The 16,537-nt window shown below is 71.0% G+C and carries 13 protein-coding genes and 1 riboswitch; of the genes, 3 read left to right on the top strand and 10 right to left on the bottom strand.

The genetic code is table 11. The features are described 5' to 3' along the window. The first annotated feature begins 53 nt into the window (after positions 1-53). Positions 54-2,372 (top strand): 5-methyltetrahydropteroyltriglutamate--homocysteine S-methyltransferase, encoded by a 2,319-nt coding sequence (gene metE, locus OG562_RS31770; protein ID WP_266404069.1) that lies wholly within the window; start codon positions 54-56, stop codon positions 2,370-2,372. A 66-nt stretch (positions 2,373-2,438) separates the two neighbouring features. On the opposite strand, the gene OG562_RS31765 is transcribed toward metE, so the two are convergent. From OG562_RS31765 to OG562_RS31750, 4 genes are all read right to left on the bottom strand, one after another. Continuing rightward, positions 2,439-2,774, bottom strand: a complete 336-nt coding sequence (locus OG562_RS31765) for a hypothetical protein (protein ID WP_266404067.1) — start codon at positions 2,772-2,774, stop codon at positions 2,439-2,441. Between the two features lie 111 nt (positions 2,775-2,885). Beyond that, complete coding sequence (locus OG562_RS31760; RefSeq protein ID WP_266404065.1) at positions 2,886-3,638, bottom strand: CbtA family protein; 753 nt, start codon at positions 3,636-3,638, stop codon at positions 2,886-2,888. Positions 3,639-3,663: 25 nt separating this feature from the next. Continuing rightward, positions 3,664-3,885: a CbtB-domain containing protein gene (locus tag OG562_RS31755; RefSeq protein ID WP_266404064.1), complete on the bottom strand. Its 222-nt coding sequence runs from the start codon at positions 3,883-3,885 to the stop codon at positions 3,664-3,666. Between the two features lie 35 nt (positions 3,886-3,920). Then, positions 3,921-4,073, bottom strand: a riboswitch (cobalamin riboswitch). Positions 4,074-4,310: 237 nt separating this feature from the next. Next, positions 4,311-4,961: a superoxide dismutase gene (locus OG562_RS31750; protein ID WP_266404061.1), complete on the bottom strand. Its 651-nt coding sequence runs from the start codon at positions 4,959-4,961 to the stop codon at positions 4,311-4,313. Between the two features lie 250 nt (positions 4,962-5,211). On the opposite strand from OG562_RS31750, the gene OG562_RS31745 reads away from it, so the two are divergent. Then, the gene (locus tag OG562_RS31745; RefSeq protein WP_266404059.1) at positions 5,212-6,435 is read left to right on the top strand and encodes a serine protease; all 1,224 of its coding nucleotides are present in this window, start codon (positions 5,212-5,214) and stop codon (positions 6,433-6,435) included. Between the two features lie 259 nt (positions 6,436-6,694). Beyond that, on the top strand, positions 6,695-7,897 hold the full coding sequence (locus OG562_RS31740; RefSeq protein WP_266404057.1) for a serine protease: 1,203 nt from the start codon (positions 6,695-6,697) through the stop codon (positions 7,895-7,897). A gap of 128 nt (positions 7,898-8,025) precedes the next feature. On the opposite strand, the gene hflX is transcribed toward OG562_RS31740, so the two are convergent. From hflX to miaA, 6 genes are all read right to left on the bottom strand, one after another. Further along, the gene (hflX, locus tag OG562_RS31735; RefSeq protein WP_266404055.1) at positions 8,026-9,519 is read right to left on the bottom strand and encodes a GTPase HflX; all 1,494 of its coding nucleotides are present in this window, start codon (positions 9,517-9,519) and stop codon (positions 8,026-8,028) included. A 166-nt stretch (positions 9,520-9,685) separates the two neighbouring features. Continuing rightward, a complete protein-coding gene (locus OG562_RS31730) occupies positions 9,686-11,164 on the bottom strand; it encodes a M1 family metallopeptidase (protein ID WP_266404052.1) in 1,479 nt (492 codons plus the stop codon). Between the two features lie 189 nt (positions 11,165-11,353). Continuing rightward, entirely contained in the window at positions 11,354-13,510 is a 2,157-nt protein-coding gene (locus OG562_RS31725) for a bifunctional (p)ppGpp synthetase/guanosine-3',5'-bis(diphosphate) 3'-pyrophosphohydrolase (protein ID WP_266404050.1), read from the bottom strand. A 301-nt stretch (positions 13,511-13,811) separates the two neighbouring features. Then, on the bottom strand, positions 13,812-14,681 hold the full coding sequence (gene dapF, locus OG562_RS31720; protein ID WP_266404047.1) for a diaminopimelate epimerase: 870 nt from the start codon (positions 14,679-14,681) through the stop codon (positions 13,812-13,814). A gap of 150 nt (positions 14,682-14,831) precedes the next feature. After that, on the bottom strand, positions 14,832-15,347 hold the full coding sequence (locus tag OG562_RS31715; protein WP_266409630.1) for a hypothetical protein: 516 nt from the start codon (positions 15,345-15,347) through the stop codon (positions 14,832-14,834). 108 nt (positions 15,348-15,455) lie between these two features. Beyond that, complete coding sequence (gene miaA / locus OG562_RS31710) at positions 15,456-16,394, bottom strand: tRNA (adenosine(37)-N6)-dimethylallyltransferase MiaA (RefSeq protein ID WP_266404045.1); 939 nt, start codon at positions 16,392-16,394, stop codon at positions 15,456-15,458. Positions 16,395-16,537 lie beyond the last annotated feature (143 nt).

Genomic DNA, 16,537 nt, shown 5'->3' with positions numbered 1-16,537 from the left:
GCTCGCGTCCCGTCGCCGGGATCTCAGGGATTCATCTCGCGAAGGAGATCTCCGTGACCACCAAGCCCGCAGCCACGGCAGCACGGGCCACCGTGTACGGCTACCCCCGCCAGGGACGGAGCCGGGAACTGAAGAAGGCGATCGAGGGCTACTGGAAGGGCCGCGGCACCGCCGACGCCCTCCGGGCCACCGCCGCCGAACTGCGCCGCACGAACTGGCGGCAGCTGGCCGAGGCCGGCGTCGACGAGGTCCCGACCGGCGACTTCTCGTACTACGACCATGTCCTGGACACCACCGTCATGGTCGGCGCGATCCCCGCCCGCCACCGCGACGCCGTCGCCGCCGACCCGCTCGACGGGTACTTCGCGATGGCACGCGGCACGCAGGACGTCGCGCCGCTGGAGATGACCAAGTGGTTCGACACCAACTACCACTACCTGGTGCCCGAGTTGGGCCCGGACACGATCTTCACGGCCGACTCCGCCAAGCAGGTCGCCGAGTTGAAGGAGGCCCTCGCCCTCGGGCTGAGCGCCCGCCCGGTGCTGGTCGGCCCGGTCACCTACCTGCTGCTCGCCAAGCCCGCGCCCGGCGTGGCCGCTGACTTCGAGCCCCTGACCCTGCTCGACCGGCTGCTGCCCGTGTACGCCGAGGTCCTCGCCGATCTGCGCGCGGCCGGCGCCGAGTGGGTGCAGCTCGACGAGCCCGCCCTCGTCCAGGACCGTACCCCCGCCGAGCTGAACGCCACCGCCCGCGTCTACCGCGCCCTCGGCGCGCTCACCGACCGGCCGCGACTGCTGGTCGCCTCCTACTTCGACCGGCTCGGCGACGCGCTGCCCGTGCTCGCCAAAGCCCCCGTCGAGGGACTGGCGCTGGACTTCACGGAGTCGGCCGCCGCGAACCTGGACGCGCTCGCCGCCGTCGGCGGACTGCCCGGCAAACGCCTGGTCGCCGGTGTCGTCAACGGCCGCAACATCTGGGTGAACGACCTGGAGAAGTCCCTGGCCGTCCTCGGCACCCTGCTGGGTCTCGCCGCCCGGGTCGACGTGTCGGCGTCCTGCTCCCTGCTGCACGTGCCCCTCGACAGCGCGGCCGAACGGGACGTCGAGCCGCAGATCCTGCGCTGGCTGGCCTTCGCCCGGCAGAAGACCGCCGAGATCGTCACCCTCGCCAAGGGTTTGACCCTCGGCACCGGCGCGATCGCCGCCGAACTCGCCGCGAACCGGGCCGACCTCGCCTCCCGCGCGCACTCCCTCATCACCCGCGACCCGGCCGTCCGCGCCCGCACCGGCGCGGTCACCGAGACCGACGCCCGCCGTTCCCAGCCCTACGGCGAGCGGACCGCGGCCCAGCGCGCCCACCTGGGCCTGCCCCTGCTGCCGACCACCACCATCGGCTCCTTCCCGCAGACCGGCGAACTGCGCACCGCCCGTGCCGACCTGCGCGCGGGCCGGATCGACACGGCCGGCTACGAGGACCGCGTCAGGGCGGAGATCCAGGAGGTCGTCTCCTTCCAGGAGAAGGCCGGCCTGGACGTCCTGGTGCACGGCGAGCCCGAACGCAACGACATGGTCCAGTACTTCGCCGAGCAGCTCGTCGGCTACCTCGCCACGCAGCACGGCTGGGTCCAGTCCTACGGCACCCGTTACGTCCGCCCGCCGATCCTGGCCGGCGACATCTCCCGCCCCGAGCCGATGACGGTGCGCTGGACGACGTATGCCCAGTCGCTCACCGAGAAGCCGGTCAAGGGCATGCTCACCGGGCCCGTCACCATGCTCGCCTGGTCCTTCGTCCGCGACGACCAGCCCCTCGGCGACACCGCCCGCCAGGTCGCGCTCGCCCTGCGCGAGGAGGTGAACGACCTGGAGGCGGCCGGGACTTCGGTCATCCAGGTGGACGAACCCGCGCTGCGCGAGACGCTGCCGCTGCGCGCCGCCGACCACGCCGGCTATCTGGCCTGGGCCACGGAGGCGTTCCGGCTCAGCACCAGCGGGGTGCGGCCGGACACGCAGATCCACACGCACATGTGCTACGCCGAGTTCGGTGACATCGTGCAGGCGATCGACGACCTCGACGCGGACGTCATCAGCCTGGAGGCCGCCCGCTCGCACATGCAGGTCGCCCGCGAACTCGCCGCGCACGGCTACCCGCGGGAGGCCGGACCCGGCGTGTACGACATCCACTCCCCGCGTGTGCCGAGCGCCGGGGAGGCCGCCGCACTGCTCCGCACCGGTCTGGAGGCGATCCCCGCCGAGCGTCTGTGGGTCAACCCCGACTGCGGGCTGAAGACCCGCGGCTGGCCGGAGACCCGCGCGTCCCTGGAGAACCTGGTCGCCGCGGCCCGCACGGTCCGCGGCGAGCTGCCCGCCTCCTGACCCGGACGCCTCCGACGGGCCGGGGCGGCGGACGCCGTCCGCCCCGGCCCGCATCGCCGTGGTGGTTCAGGAGGCCAGGTCGCGGTGGCGGCGCAGCAGTTCCGCGAGCGCGCGGCGCAGGCAGTCGGCGTCGTTGCCCGCATCGGAATCCGACTGCGGCTCCGACTGCGACTGCGACTGCGAGTCCTGTGCACGGCAGTCCGTCGGGCTCCCGACCAGTCTCTCCAGGTCCTGGAGGAGCTGTTCGGTCCGTTTCGCCTGGTGGGCGAGGACGCGTACGCGGGCGCTCTGGCCGCCTATCTGGCGTCGGCTGGCGATCAGCCGCTCGTACTCCGCGACGGTGAGGGCGACCGCCTCACGGCCTCCGAGGGTGATGCGGCGCGGCTGGGGTCGTCCGGCCATCCCGTTCCTCCGCTCCTCGCCCGATGGTCCTCGTCTCATCGCTCGTTGTCGGGAGAACGCGAGAGGGCCCCCGGATGGTTCCGCGGGCCCTCTTTCGTGTGTCGGGTCATGTCAGTTGGGGGCTGCGACCGGCCGAGGTGCGGGGGCGGTCGCGGGCTTGGGGTTGAGCAGCCGTTCGGCCAACTCGCCGAAGACCAGCCCGAACCCGCCCCACAGGGTGACCTGCATGGCCAGCGCGGAGAGCCGGAACCGCCACAGCAGGGTCGCCGGGAAGTCCGCCGGCACCTCGTTGATCACCGGCAGGAACGCGTACGCCAGACCGATCGCCACCGCGAAGGCGGCCACCGCCGTGACGGTCGCGTACCAGGTGCCCAGCCTCGGCGCGAGCCTCCTGCCCAGCAGCGTCGCGGCGACCGCCAGGAGGATGCTGAGCAGCATCATCAGGAAGTAGAGCGTGGTGCGCTTGCCGATGGTGTCGGGGTCGCCGACCGAGGGCGGGTTGGCCGGGTACTTCAGGAACGGCACCACGTACACGGCCAGCAGCGCGCAGCCCGAGAGCAGCAGCGCGGTCGCCCGTGCGCTGAAGCGGCCGACGCGGCCGAGCGCGAAGCAGTAGGCGAGCGCGGCGATGCCGCCGAAGGCGACGCCGTAGAGCAGCACACCGGTGGCGAGGCCGGCGGTGGACTGCAGGGAGCGCGAGACGATCTCCATCTCGTGCTCGTGGGAGTGGGCTTCCTCGAAGCCGATCGCGCTGTCGACGTTCGGCTCGCCGAGGAAGTAGGCCACGAACAGGGCGAGCACGCCGGCGGCCAGGCCGGCGAGCATGCCCCGCACGAGAAGGTTTCTCACCGTTGCGGAGTTCATGAGACGGACCGGGTTCCCCTTCGGATCAGTGGCAGGGGAAGCCGAGGAGATGGCGGGCGTCGTGCACCCACTCGTGGACGTCCTCGCCGGAGACCACGGCGGTCGCGCCCTGCTCGGCGCCGACGAAGTACAGCAGGACCAGCATCAGAACCCCGACGAACACCGCCCACGGGACGATCGCCCCGATCGGCAGCTTCGCGGGAACGACAGGGGTGGTGGCGGTCGGCGGAGCGACGGTCTGCGCCATGGCAGGACCTCCTCGGGAGTTCGCGTCCCATCTCGGTGGTGCACACGACGACGGCCACGGGTCTGACTCACACGACAGCCCGGGCAAGCCCCGGGCTCTGTGCTCACAGTGGCGCGACCGTGCCGGATTTCCACCGGCTTCCGTCGTACCGTCGTCAATATCGCACTGACCGTACCGCGCGCCGGGAACGCCGCCAAGACCACCCCACCTGGCGTGATCTAGCTCTCCCGGCAAGAACCCGGCCTCACCTGGCCTGAATCCGGCCTGAATCCGGCCTGAGCGCGGCGAGAACCCGGCCTGAGCCCGGCGAGAAAAGGCTCCCGCGAGTCACTCCCCAGAGGGGGACCCCGTCGCGGGAGCCCTTCTCCTTGCCGCCTGCCGCGTGAAGGGTGAGAAGACGATCACGAGCAGGACGTCTCATGCGCTCACGGCGTGAGCAGCAGGCTGTTTCCGCGCTCCTTGGCGGCGGCGTAGCGCTTCGCCACGTCCTGCCAGTTGACGACGGCCCACATGGCGTCGATGAAGTCGACCTTCTGGTTCTTGTACTGGAGGTAGAAGGCGTGCTCCCAGGCGTCGAAGACCAGGATCGGGGTCGAGCCCTGGCCGACGTTGCCCTGGTGGTCGTAGACCTGCTCGACGATCAGGCGACCGCTCAGCGGCTCGTACGCGAGGACGCCCCAGCCCGAACCCTGGGTGGTCGCGGCGGCCTTGGTGAGCTGGGCCTTGAAACCGGCGAAGGAGCCGAAGGACTCGGCGATGGCGTCCGCGAGCTCGCCCACGCCGTCGGCCTCCAACGGCTCGCCGCCGCCGTCGCCGGTCATGTTGTGCCAGTAGATGGAGTGCAGGATGTGGCCGGAGAGGTGGAAGGCCAGGTTCTTCTCCAGACCGTTGATCGCCCCCCACGCCTCCTTGTCCCGCGCCTCGGCGAGCTGCTCCAGCGTGTCGTTCGCGCCCTTGACGTACGCCGCGTGGTGCTTGTCGTGGTGCAGCTCGACGATCTGCGGGTTGATGACCGGTTCGAGCGCCGCGTAGTCGTACGGAAGCTCCGGGAGCGTGTACACCGCCGTGTCCAACATCCTTCGGCCGTCTTGTCGCCACGTGCCACGTCGCGTGGCCACCTGGCCACTTCTTATTGCAATTAATGTGCAGTTGCAGGCTAGCAGCAAGAGCAGGGTTCCATGCGAACTCCCGCGCGGCGAGCGCCTATCGTGTTGCCGTTGCACAGGGCCGTAAGACCCGTCTGAACTCGGCGTGAGATCACGGTGAGTTCTGCCGGCGGGTACGGCCGCAGCTCCACGTTCGTTGACAGCAGGGGGAGTTCAGACCATGCGATCCATACGGCCGTCGTTCACCGCTCGCCGAGGGAGGAACGCGCGCCGCAGAACCTCCCCCGTCCTGGGCGCGGTCGCCCTCGCCTCGGTGCTCGCGCTCACCGCGACCGCCTGCGACTCCGGCGACACCAACGCCGACAGTCAGGCCAGCGCGTCGGCGTCGGCCGCCGGCGACGGCAAGATAACGATCCCGGACGACATCAAGGACAAGCTCAAAGAGCACGGGATCGACCTCGACAACTGGAAGAACGGCGCCTGGAAGAACTGGGACAAGGACGACTGGCTGCGCGAGGCGCAGGACTACATCAACCCGATCATCAAGGGCCTGTGGGACCCGGACCGGATGCGGGAGGCCGAGGACCCGGACCGGGGCGTCGACGACAACGACCTCTCGGGCGACCAGGGCGTGACCGACCCGACGCCGGCGGCGGTGGACGCGAAGAGCGTGGCGACCACGTATCACGCCAACGTTCCCGAGGCGGGCAAGGTCTTCTTCGACGCCCCCGAGGGCACGATGGTCTGCTCGGCGACGGTCGTGGAGGACCCCGCCCACCCCGGCAAGTCCAACCTGGTGTGGACCGCGGGCCACTGTGTGCACGCAGGCAAGGACGGCGGCTGGTACCGCAACATCGCGTTCGTGCCGTCGTACAACGACTCGGGCAAGACCTCCGCGCAGCTGGAGACGGCCACCAAGGAAGAGGCCGCTCCGTACGGCGTGTGGTGGGGCGACTGGACGCGGACCTCGGACCAGTGGATCGCGCAGGGCGGTGAGACGGGCGGCAAGGGCTCCGCGTACGACTTCGCCGTCATCCATGTGACGCCGGAGGAGGGCGGTTCCGGCAAGTCCCTGGAGGAGACGGTCGGTTCGGCGCTGCCGGTGGACTTCAACGCGCCGGCGGTGACGAAGGTGGACAGCATCACCGCGACGGGCTACCCGGCGGCGGAGCCGTTCGACGGGCAGAAGCTCTACCAGTGCACGGACAAGCCGGGACGGCTGTCGATCAAGGCGTCGGACCCGACGATGTACCGCATCGGCTGCACCATGACCGGCGGTTCGTCCGGCGGCGGCTGGGTGGCGACGGGCTCGGACGGCAAGCCGGCCCTGGTGTCCAACACCTCGATCGGCCCGGTGACTTCGGGCTGGCTCGCGGGCCCGCGGCTGGGCGAGGTGGCCAAGGGCGTGTACGACTCGGTGAGCGACAAGTTCGCCGGTCAGTAACAGGGTTCCCGGCATGGACGGCGGTGGGGCTCTCACACGAACCTTCACCGGCTCACCGCCGTTCATCCCGATTTCCACGGGCATAGTGGGGGGGGTGGCTTCGGGCGTCCGCGCACGAGCCGCCTCTAAGCCTGACAAGCACATGACATTCACGCGTCACGCCATTCCATTCCATGCCACGCGTCGCATCGCACGTCACGCACGCGCGTCCTGGCGTGACACGCACACGCATCACACGGACCACGGGGGTCATCGCACCATGCGTTCCACACGTACGCCCATCCCACGCCGACGCGGTCGGCGGCGCACCCTTCTCGCCATCACCTCTCTCGTCGCCGCCCTGGCGCTCACCGCGACCGCCTGCGAGGACTCCGACGACGCCCAGGCCGACGCCGCCGCCTCCCAGTCCGCAGCCGGCACCGGCGACGGCAAGGTCAAGGTCCCGGCCGACATCGCCGACAAGCTCAAGAAGCACGGCATCGACATCGACCAGTGGGCCGACGGCGGCTGGCAGGACTGGGACAAGGACCAGTGGCTCAGCGCGGCCAAGGACTTCGTCAACCCGGTGATCGAGGGCCTGTGGAAGCCGGAGCGGATGCGGTCCGCGAAGGAGGCCGACAAGACGCTCACGACCAAGGACGCCACCGCCGACCAGGGCGTCAGCGACCCGGAGCCGGCGCCCGTCGAGGCGACGGCCGAGAAGACTCCGTACCACGAGACCGCGGCCCCGGTCGGCAAGGTCTTCTTCGACTCGCCCGAGGGCACGATGGTCTGCTCCGGGACGGTCGTCACGGATGTGAACCACCCGGGCAAGTCCAACCTCGTCTGGACGGCCGGCCACTGCGTGCACGCCGGCGGCGCCGGCGGCTGGTACCGCAACCTGGTCTTCGTCCCGGCCTACAACGACCTCGGCAAGAGCGAGGCACAGCTCGGCGACGCCACCTCCACCGAGATAGCCCCCTACGGCAACTGGTGGGCCGACTGGGCGTCGACGTCCAACGAGTGGATCAAGGACGGTTCGGGCACGGGCGGCGCGGGCGCCCCGTACGACTACGCCGTGCTGCACGTGACGCCGGAGCAGGGCTCCAAGTCGCTGGAGGAGACGCTCGGCGGAGCGCTGGACGTCGACTTCTCCGCACCGTCCGCGACCGAGGTCGACGCGATGGGCGCCTGGGGCTATCCGGCGGCGCCGCCCTACAACGGGCTGAAGATGTTCAAGTGCGTCGACCAGCCCGGGCGGCTCTCGCTGAGCCCGTCGCTGCCGACGATGTACCGCATCGGCTGCACCATGACCGGCGGTTCGTCCGGCGGCGGCTGGTTCCGCGTGCTGGACGGCGAGACCAAGCTGGTCTCCAACACCTCCATCGGCCCAGCCGACGACACCTGGCTCGCGGGCCCGCAACTGGGCCCGGAGGCCGAGGCGCTCTACCAGAACATGAGCAAGACGTACGGCGGTCAGTGACCGGGGACGACCCGGATCCGACCGGGCCTGACCGGTTCCGACCGAGCCTGACCGGGCCCTGAGCCGGACACCCTGAAGGCCCGCCCCCTGGACATCACCAGTAGGGGGCGGGCCTTCAAGGTCGAGCGTCAGACGAGCGGTGCCGGTACGTACGGCGCGAGGTCCGCCGCCAGTTCCTCGTGCACCCGCGCCTTGAGCAGCGTGCCCTCCGGGGTGTGCTCCTCGGAGATCACCTCGCCGTCGGAGTGGGCGCGCGCGACCAGCTTGCCGTGCGTGTACGGCACCAGCGCCTCGATCTCGACCGAGGGCCGGGGCAGTTCGGCGTCGATGAGCGCGAGCAGCTCGGCGATGCCGAGCCCGGTGCGGGCCGAGACCGCGAGGGCGCGCTTCTCGATCCGCAGCAGCCGCTGGAGCGTCAGCGGGTCGGCCGCGTCCGCCTTGTTGATGATGACGATCTCGGGCACCCCGGTGGCGCCGACGTCCCGGATCACCTCGCGTACGGCGGCCAGCTGCTCCTCCGGGTTCGGATGCGAGCCGTCGACCACGTGCAGGATCAGGTCGGACTCGCCGACCTCCTCCATGGTGGAGCGGAACGCCTCGACCAGGTGGTGCGGCAGATGCCGGACGAAGCCGACCGTGTCCACCAGCGTGTACAGGCGGCCGCTGGGCGTCTCGGCCCGGCGGACGGTGGGGTCCAGGGTCGCGAACAGGGCGTTCTCGACCAGGACGCCCGCGCCCGTGAGGCGGTTGAGCAGGGAGGACTTGCCGGCGTTGGTGTAGCCCGCGATGGCGACGGACGGCACCTTGTGACGCCTGCGCTCCTGGCGCTGGATGTCGCGGCCGGTCTTCATCTCCGCGATCTCCCGGCGCATCTTCGCCATCTTCTCGCGGATCCGACGCCGGTCGGTCTCGATCTTGGTCTCACCGGGACCACGGGTGGCGAGGCCGCCGCCCTTGCCGCCGCCCATCTGACGGGACAGCGACTGACCCCAGCCGCGCAGTCGCGGCAGCATGTACTGCATCTGCGCGAGCGCGACCTGCGCCTTGCCCTCTCGGGACTTGGCGTGCTGGGCGAAGATGTCGAGGATCAGGGCCGTACGGTCGATGACCTTGACCTTGACGACGTCCTCGAGGTGGATCAGCTGGCCCGGGCTCAGCTCACCGTCGCAGATGACGGTGTCCGCGCCCGTCTCGAGGACGATGTCGCGCAGCTCGTCGGCCTTGCCGGAGCCGATGTAGGTGGCCGCGTCGGGCTTGTCGCGGCGCTGGATGACGCCGTCGAGCACCAGCGCGCCCGCGGTCTCGGCGAGGGCGGCGAGCTCCGCGAGGGAGTTGTCGGCGTCTTGCGCGGTCCCGGTGGTCCAGACGCCGACGAGCACGACCCGCTCCAGCCGGAGCTGGCGGTACTCGACCTCGGTGACGTCCTCGAGCTCGGTGGAGAGGCCCGCTACGCGGCGCAGGGCCGCGCGCTCGGAGCGTTCGAACTGGTCGCCGTCCCGCTCTCCGTCGATCTCGTGGCTCCAGGCGACGTCCTCTTCCATCAGGGCATCGGCCCGAAGACCTTCGGGGTAGGCGTGCGCCATGCGCGGAGTGTCCTGGGAAGGGGAAGAAGAGGAGGTCATTGGGTCCTTACGTCGTCGGGAATGCCGTCGGTGGTGCCGAGTCGGCGGTCGGCTGCCGTCAATGACTCCAACGCACGAGCGCCCCGGGAGATTCCCGTGTCCCGTGCCGCGCCGTGCCGCGCCGACCTCACGATGGTCGCACGGTACGGCCCGTCTCGTCACGGTCTTATTTGACGGGCCGCTCGGCCTTCGCGACCGGCGCCGCGGCCTTCCAGTCCGGGTGGCCGGGCATCGGCGGGGTCTTCTCGCCGTACAGCCAGGCCTTGAAGAACGCGTCGAGGTCGCGGCCGGAGAACTGCTCGGCGAGGCGCTCGAAGTCGGCCGTGGAGGCCGTGGAGTCCCGGTGGTCCTGCACCCAGGCCCGTTCCAGGCGCTCGAACACGGGCGTCCCGATCTCCTGGCGCAGGGCGTAGAGGACGAGGGCCGCGCCGTCGTAGACGTTCGGGCGGAAGATGCCGATCTTCTGGCCGGGCCGGGGCGGCTTGGGAAGCGCCGGCGGGCCGCCTGCGGACCGCCAGGCGTCGGAGGCGCCGTAGGCCGCCTTCATGCGTGCCTCCAGCGTGCGGCTCGGCTCCTTCTCCTGCGCGTACAGGGCCTCGTACCAGGTGGCGTGTCCTTCGTTGAGCCACAGGTCGGACCAGGAGCGGGGGCTGACGCTGTCGCCGAACCACTGGTGGGACAGCTCGTGCACCATGACCGACTCGATGTACCAGGCGGGGTAGCCGGGCTCGGTGAAGATGTCCTTCTCGAAGAGGGAGAGGGTCTGGGTCTCGAGTTCGAAGCCCGTGGACGCCTCGGCCATCAGCAGACCGTAGGTCTCGAAGGGGTAGGGGCCGACCTTGCTCTCCATCCAGGAGATCTGGTCGGGCGTCTTCTTGAGCCACGGTTCGAGGAGGTCGCGGTCCTTGGTGGGGACGACGTCCCGCACGGGCAGCCCGTGCGGCCCCTCACGGTGCAGGACCGTGGAGCGGCCGATCGACACCTGGGCCAGCTCCGTGGCCATGGGGTGCTGGGTGCGGTACGTCCAGGTGGTCGCCGGGCCGACCCGGTCGACGCCGGTGGGCAGACCGTTGGCGACGGCCGTGTAGTCGTTGGGGGCGGTGATCCGGATGGTGAACATCGCCTTGTCGGAGGGATGGTCGTTGCACGGGAACACCAGGTGGGCGACGTCTGCCTGGTTGGCCATGGCGAGGCCGTCCGTCGTGCGCACCCAGCCGCCGTCGCGGTCGCCGGTGCTCACCGGGTCGCTGGTGTGCCGCACGGTGACGCGCATCCAGCTGCCCTCGGGGAGCGCGTCCTGCGGGGTGACCACCAGGTCGTCGCCCGCACTCGCGAAGGCGGCCGGCTCGCCGTCGACCTCGACCGAGTCGACCGTGCCGTGGGCGAAGTCGAGGTTGATCCGCTCCAGGTCCGTGGTGGTCCAGGCGTCGATGGTGGTGACCGCCTGAAGGGGCTTGCTGTTGGTGCCGGGATAGGTGAAGGACAGGTCGTACGACGCGACGTCGTAGCCGGGGTTGCCCAGGTACGGGAAGAGGCGGTCGCCGACGCCCAGCGGGACCGCCGGGGCGCTCGCGGCGACGAGACAGACGGAGACGGCCGAGGCGAGCAGCGCGGACTTCAGCCGGGCACGAGGGGTGAGCAGCATGCACCACCGCTACCAGCGCGCCCACGTGCTACGGCGAAGACGCGCACCCGGCCCACCCGAACGGATGACTCACGCGTGCGCGTGCTGACGACGAGAGCGCCCTCCCCACTTCCTCAGACCTTCAGGCCCTCATCCAGATCCTCGAGTCGTCAGACCGTCGTCAGACCCGTCAGACCCGTCAGACCGCCATCAGGCCGTCACGTGGTGCTGCGCCCGGCTCACGTCGTACACCCCGGGCACGTTGCGCATCGCGCGGATGAGGGTGGGCAGGTGGCCGGCGTCGGGGAGCTGGACGGTGTACGTGTGGCGTACGCGCTGCTGGCTCGGGGGCTCGACGGTCGCGGAGACGATCTCGGCGCCTTCCACGGCCATGGCCTCGGTGAGGTCGGCGAGCAGATGGGGGCGGCCGAACGATTCGGCGACCAGGGTGACCCGGCACCCGCTCGTGTCGCCCCAGCGCACGTCGACCTCCGCGCGCCCCGCGTCCGCCATGCGCGCCACCGCGGAGCACTCCGCGCGGTGCACGGTGACCACTCCTCCCCGGACGGAGAAGCCGGTGACGTCGTCGGCCGGGACGGGCGTGCAGCACCCGGCGAGCCGGACGGTGGCGTCGGGCCGGTCGACGACGGTGATCGCGGCGCCGGGGCGTGGGGCGGGCGAGTCGGGGGCGGGCTCGGGCGCCTCTGCCGTGGGCCTGGCGGTGGCCGCCTCGACCGTCTCCGCGGACTCCTCGCGCTCGGCCGACGCCGGATGCGCCGCGAGCCACCGCTGGATGGCGATCCGGGCGGCCGGGGTGTGGGCATGCTCCAGCCACTCCCTGGAGGGCTCCGAGGCCGGGTCCTGGCCCATGAGGAGCTGCACGGTGTCGCCGTCCCGCAGAACGGTGCTCAGGGTCGCCAGGCGGCCGTTGACGCGGGCGCCGATGCAGGCGTGCGCGTCCTCGCCGTACTGCGCGTACGCGGCGTCCACACAGGTGGCCCCGTCGGGCAGTCCGAGGGCGCCGCCGTCGGGGCGGAAGACGGTGATCTCTCGGTCCTGGGCGAGGTCCTCGCGCAGGGTGGACCAGAAGGTGTCGGGGTCGGGCGCGGCCTCCTGCCAGTCGAGGAGGCGGGAGAGCCAGCCGGGCCGGGTGGGGTCGACGCGCTCCTCGTCGGCCGGGGCGGCCTCCCGGGCCTGGTCCTCCGCGGGGCCGACGTAGGGGTTGCCGAGGGCGATGACGCCGGCCTCGGCGGCCTTGTGCATCTGGTGGGTGCGGATGAGGACTTCGACGACCTGGCCGTCGTCGCGGGCTACGGCCGTGTGCAGCGACTGGTACAGGTTGAACTTGGGGACGGCGATGAAGTCCTTGAACTCCGAGACGACCGGCGTCATACAGGTGTGCAGTTCACCGAGGACGGCGTAACAGTCCGCGTCCTCGTTGACGAGCACGAGCAGTCGGCCGAAGTCGGAGCCGCGCAGTCGGCCGCGCTTGCGGCCCACCCGGTGCACGGAGACGAAGTGCCGTGGCCGGATGAGGACTTCGGCCTGGATGTCGGCGTCCCGCAGGATCACGCGCATCGCCTCGGAGAACTCGGCGAGCGGATCGTCCGCGCGGGAGGCGTTGTCGACGATCAACTCGCGCGTGTGCTCGTACTCCTCGGGGTGCAGGATCGCGAAGACGAGGTCTTCCAGCTCGGTCTTCAGTGCCTGGACGCCGAGGCGTTCGGCGAGCGGGATGAGGACGTCCCGGGTCACCTTGGCGATGCGCTCCTGCTTCTCGGGGCGCATCACGCCGAGGGTGCGCATGTTGTGCAGCCGGTCGGCGAGTTTGATCGACATCACGCGGACGTCGTTGCCGGTGGCGACGAGCATCTTGCGGAAGGTCTCGGGCTCGGCGGCCGCTCCGTAGTCGACCTTCTCCAACTTCGTGACGCCGTCGACGATGTAGCGCACCTCGGCGCCGAACTGCTCGCCGACCTGATCGAGCGTCACCTCGGTGTCCTCGACGGTGTCGTGGAGCAGAGAGGCCGTCAAAGTCGTGGTCTCCGCGCCGAGTTCGGCGAGGATCAGGGTCACGGCGAGCGGGTGCGTGATGTAGGGCTCGCCGCTCTTGCGCATCTGGCCGCGGTGCGAGGACTCGGCGAGCACATAGGCGCGGTGCAGCGGTTCCAGGTCGGCGTCGGGATGGTGGGCGCGGTGCGCCTCGACGACATGGCCGATCGCGTCGGGCAACCGGCCGCGCGAGGCGGGGCCGAGCAGCGCGGCCCGGCCCAGGCGACGCAGATCGATCCGGGGGCGGCTGCGCCTGCGCGGCGCGGCCGGCACTACCGGGCCTGGGGTCGCGGGATTCGTGGCCTCCGCACTCATGGGCACCTCCGGCTGCGTGGACCGGCGGACGGGGTGTCCCAGGGCGGACACGGCTCAGGGGACTGACGAACAATCCCCCGTCCGGGCCGGTGCTTGATGCTACCGAGCCCACCACGCCCGACTGACCGCCTCTCGCCGAGCGTGAAACGGATCACCCATTCGAGCGAAGGTCTCGGGGTTTACGGTTTTGCGCCGCCCGACCTGAGGCCGATCACGATTTCGAACCCGTGAACGGCTCCCCGAGCGCACTCCTGCGCAGCGCCGAGCCGCTCCGGCCTCCGATGCCAAGCCTTCACACCCGTCAACGAACGGAGGTTTCCAGCCATTCCGATTCGATCACACCTTCGGCGACGATCACCGCGGGGCCGGTCATCTCGATCTCGCCGTCCGGCCGCTCGGTGATCACCAGGCGTCCGCCGGGAACGTCCACCGTGTAGGTGACCGGTGTGCCGGTGACCGCGGGGTCGGCGCCGTCCCTGCGGGCGGCCGCCACGGCGACGGCGCACGCGCCCGTGCCGCACGAGCGGGTCTCGCCGGAGCCGCGCTCGTGTACGCGCAGCGCGACGTGTCCGGGGCCGCGGTCGACGACGAACTCGACGTTGACCCCGTCCGGGTAGGCGGAGGCGGGGCTGAAGGGCGGCGGGGAGTACAGGTCGCCCGCGTCCGCCAGGTCGTCGACGAAGGCGACGGCGTGCGGGTTGCCCATGTTCACGTTCCGCGCGGGCCAGCTGCGCGCGCCGACGCTCACGGTCACGTCGCCCTGGGGGAGCTGCGCCCTGCCCATGCCGACGGTGACGTCACCGTCCTTGGCGAGGTGCGCGCGCTTCACGCCCCCGCGCGTGGCGATCGCGAGGTCGCCCTCGGTGACGAGCCCGGCGCGCTGGAGGTAGCGCGCGAAGACCCGCACCCCGTTGCCGCACATCTCCGCGACGGAGCCGTCGCCGTTGCGGTAGTCCATGAACCACTCGGCCTCGGCCGCCATGTCCTTCGCCTCGGGATGCGCGGCGGACCGCACGACGTGCAGCAGTCCGTCGCCGCCGATGCCCGCGCGTCGGTCGCACAGGGCGGCGACGGCGGCAGCAGGGAGGTCGATGACGTTCTCGGGGTCCGGGACGATCACGAAGTCGTTCTCGGTGCCGTGCCCCTTGAGGAAGGCGATCCGCGTGCTCATCCCTCGATCGTACGGCGTGGCTACGACATCCCGACGATCACGGCGGCCGAGCCCCGACAGGGGCGCGGGACGGTGACATGTGCGGCTCCGCCGCGGGGCGCGACCGGCCCCCACCGGCCGCGGCACACGAACCGCGTGTCCAGCGGAGCGCTAGCGCAGGCGGGCGACCCGCCAGACGGCCAGCACGACCACCGCGGCGACCATCACGACGTACCCCAGGACGACCCGCCAGTCAGGGCGGCGGCCGGAGCCGCGTGCGGGGAGTCCAGGCCACGTGTAACCGACGCGGCGCGCGGCCGTCATGCCCCAGCCGGCCGCGCAGGAGCAGATCAGCAGTCCGAGCATGGCGATCACGGCCCCGCTGTCGCCGAAGTCGAAGGCGAGGGGGAAGGCGAACATCAGGGAGCCGATCGCGGACAGCGTCACGATGGGCGCGAGCTGCCAGAGCCGCAGTCGACGCTGCGGGCGCAGCTCGACCTCGACCTCGGGGCCGCCCGCGAACATCTCCTCGGGCTCGGGACCGTCGTCGGTCACTCCGCCCTGGGTGTCGTCGTCCGGCCCGTCGGGGCTCAGAAGGACTTCGCCTGTCTCCGGGGCCTCCGGTTCACCAGGCTCGGTGGTGAGGTCCTCGGTGCCTTGTGCGGTGTCACGAGGGCCGGCCTCCATCGCCACGCGCCCTCCCAACTCGGACTCCACTTGGTCGATCGAAGCTCGATGATGGCACGGTGTCGGAGGCCCGGATGACGGCCGGAGCGTCCCGATGCCATGACGTGATCAGGCTGTGACCGGTCGTTCGACCAACGCCAGTGCGAGTCGCGGAAGTTCTGCGCGATCCGCCACGGCCCCACTCAACCAGTGCACCCGCGGGTCGCGCCTGAACCATGAATCCTGACGGCGCGCGAAGCGCTTGGTGGCACGGACGGTCTCCGCGCGCGCCTCCTCCTGCGTGCTCTCACCGGTCAGGGCCGCGAGGACCTGCTGATAGCCGAGCGCGCGCGAGGCCGTACGCCCCTCGCGCAGGCCCTGCGCCTCCAGCGCGCGGACCTCGTCCACGAGCCCCGCGTCCCACATGCGGTCGACGCGACGGGCGATGCGCTCGTCGAGTTCGGGGCGCGCGACGTCGACGCCGATCTGGACGGTGTCGTAGACGGAGTCATGACCGGGCAGATTGGCCGTGAACGGCTTGCCGGTGATCTCGATCACCTCGAGGGCCCGGACGATACGGCGGCCGTTGCTGGGCAGGATCGCGTGCGCGGCCTCGGGATCGGCGGCGGCCAGCCGGGCGTGCAGCGCACCGGAGCCGCGCAGGGTGAGCTCCTCCTCGAGCCGGGCCCTGACCTCGGGGTCGGTGCCGGGGAACTCCAGGTTGTCGACGGCCCCGCGGACGTAGAGCCCGGAGCCGCCGACCAGGATCGGCCAGCGGCCTTCGGCAAGCAGGGCGTCGATCCTGGCGCGGGCCAGCCTCTGGTACTCGGCGACGGAGGCGGTGACGGTGACGTCCCAGATGTCCATGAGGTGGTGCGGGACGCCTTCGCGTTCCTCGGGCGTCAGCTTGGCGGTGCCGATGTCCATCCCTCGGTAGAGCTGCATGGAGTCGGCGTTGACGACCTCGCCGCCGAGTCGCTGGGCCAGGAAGACGCCCAGATCGGACTTTCCGGCCGCGGTCGGTCCGACGACGGCGATGACGCGGGGGGCGGGGGGTGTGCTGCTCACTGCACCAGTCTCGCAAACCTCGCCCCCCGCCCTCGAACGGGTTACGTGACGACACGAGTCCGGTGTCGTTGCCGTTGCGAGATTCCCGTCGCCGGAGCGCAGGACGGCGACCCCCGGTGGCGCACATGGGCGTACCGGGCAAC

Source organism: Streptomyces sp. NBC_01275, from assembly GCF_026340655.1.
Classification (GTDB): Bacteria; Actinomycetota; Actinomycetes; order Streptomycetales; family Streptomycetaceae; genus Streptomyces.
This window is presented reverse-complemented; position numbering and strand designations above follow the sequence as displayed.

Excerpts from the sequence above, each read along its gene's own strand:
- OG562_RS31765 (WP_266404067.1), bottom strand. The coding sequence starts at position 2,774 with ATGGCCGGACGACCCCAGCCGCGCCGCATCACCCTCGGAGGCCGTGAG.
- OG562_RS31760 (WP_266404065.1), bottom strand. The coding sequence starts at position 3,638 with ATGAACTCCGCAACGGTGAGAAACCTTCTCGTGCGGGGCATGCTCGCC.
- OG562_RS31755 (WP_266404064.1), bottom strand. The coding sequence starts at position 3,885 with ATGGCGCAGACCGTCGCTCCGCCGACCGCCACCACCCCTGTCGTTCCC.
- OG562_RS31750 (WP_266404061.1), bottom strand. The coding sequence starts at position 4,961 with ATGTTGGACACGGCGGTGTACACGCTCCCGGAGCTTCCGTACGACTAC.
- OG562_RS31745 (WP_266404059.1), top strand. The coding sequence starts at position 5,212 with ATGCGATCCATACGGCCGTCGTTCACCGCTCGCCGAGGGAGGAACGCG.
- OG562_RS31740 (WP_266404057.1), top strand. The coding sequence starts at position 6,695 with ATGCGTTCCACACGTACGCCCATCCCACGCCGACGCGGTCGGCGGCGC.
- hflX (WP_266404055.1), bottom strand. The coding sequence starts at position 9,519 with ATGACCTCCTCTTCTTCCCCTTCCCAGGACACTCCGCGCATGGCGCAC.
- OG562_RS31730 (WP_266404052.1), bottom strand. The coding sequence starts at position 11,164 with ATGCTGCTCACCCCTCGTGCCCGGCTGAAGTCCGCGCTGCTCGCCTCG.
- OG562_RS31725 (WP_266404050.1), bottom strand. The coding sequence starts at position 13,510 with ATGAGTGCGGAGGCCACGAATCCCGCGACCCCAGGCCCGGTAGTGCCG.
- dapF (WP_266404047.1), bottom strand. The coding sequence starts at position 14,681 with ATGAGCACGCGGATCGCCTTCCTCAAGGGGCACGGCACCGAGAACGAC.
- OG562_RS31715 (WP_266409630.1), bottom strand. The coding sequence starts at position 15,347 with ATGGAGGCCGGCCCTCGTGACACCGCACAAGGCACCGAGGACCTCACC.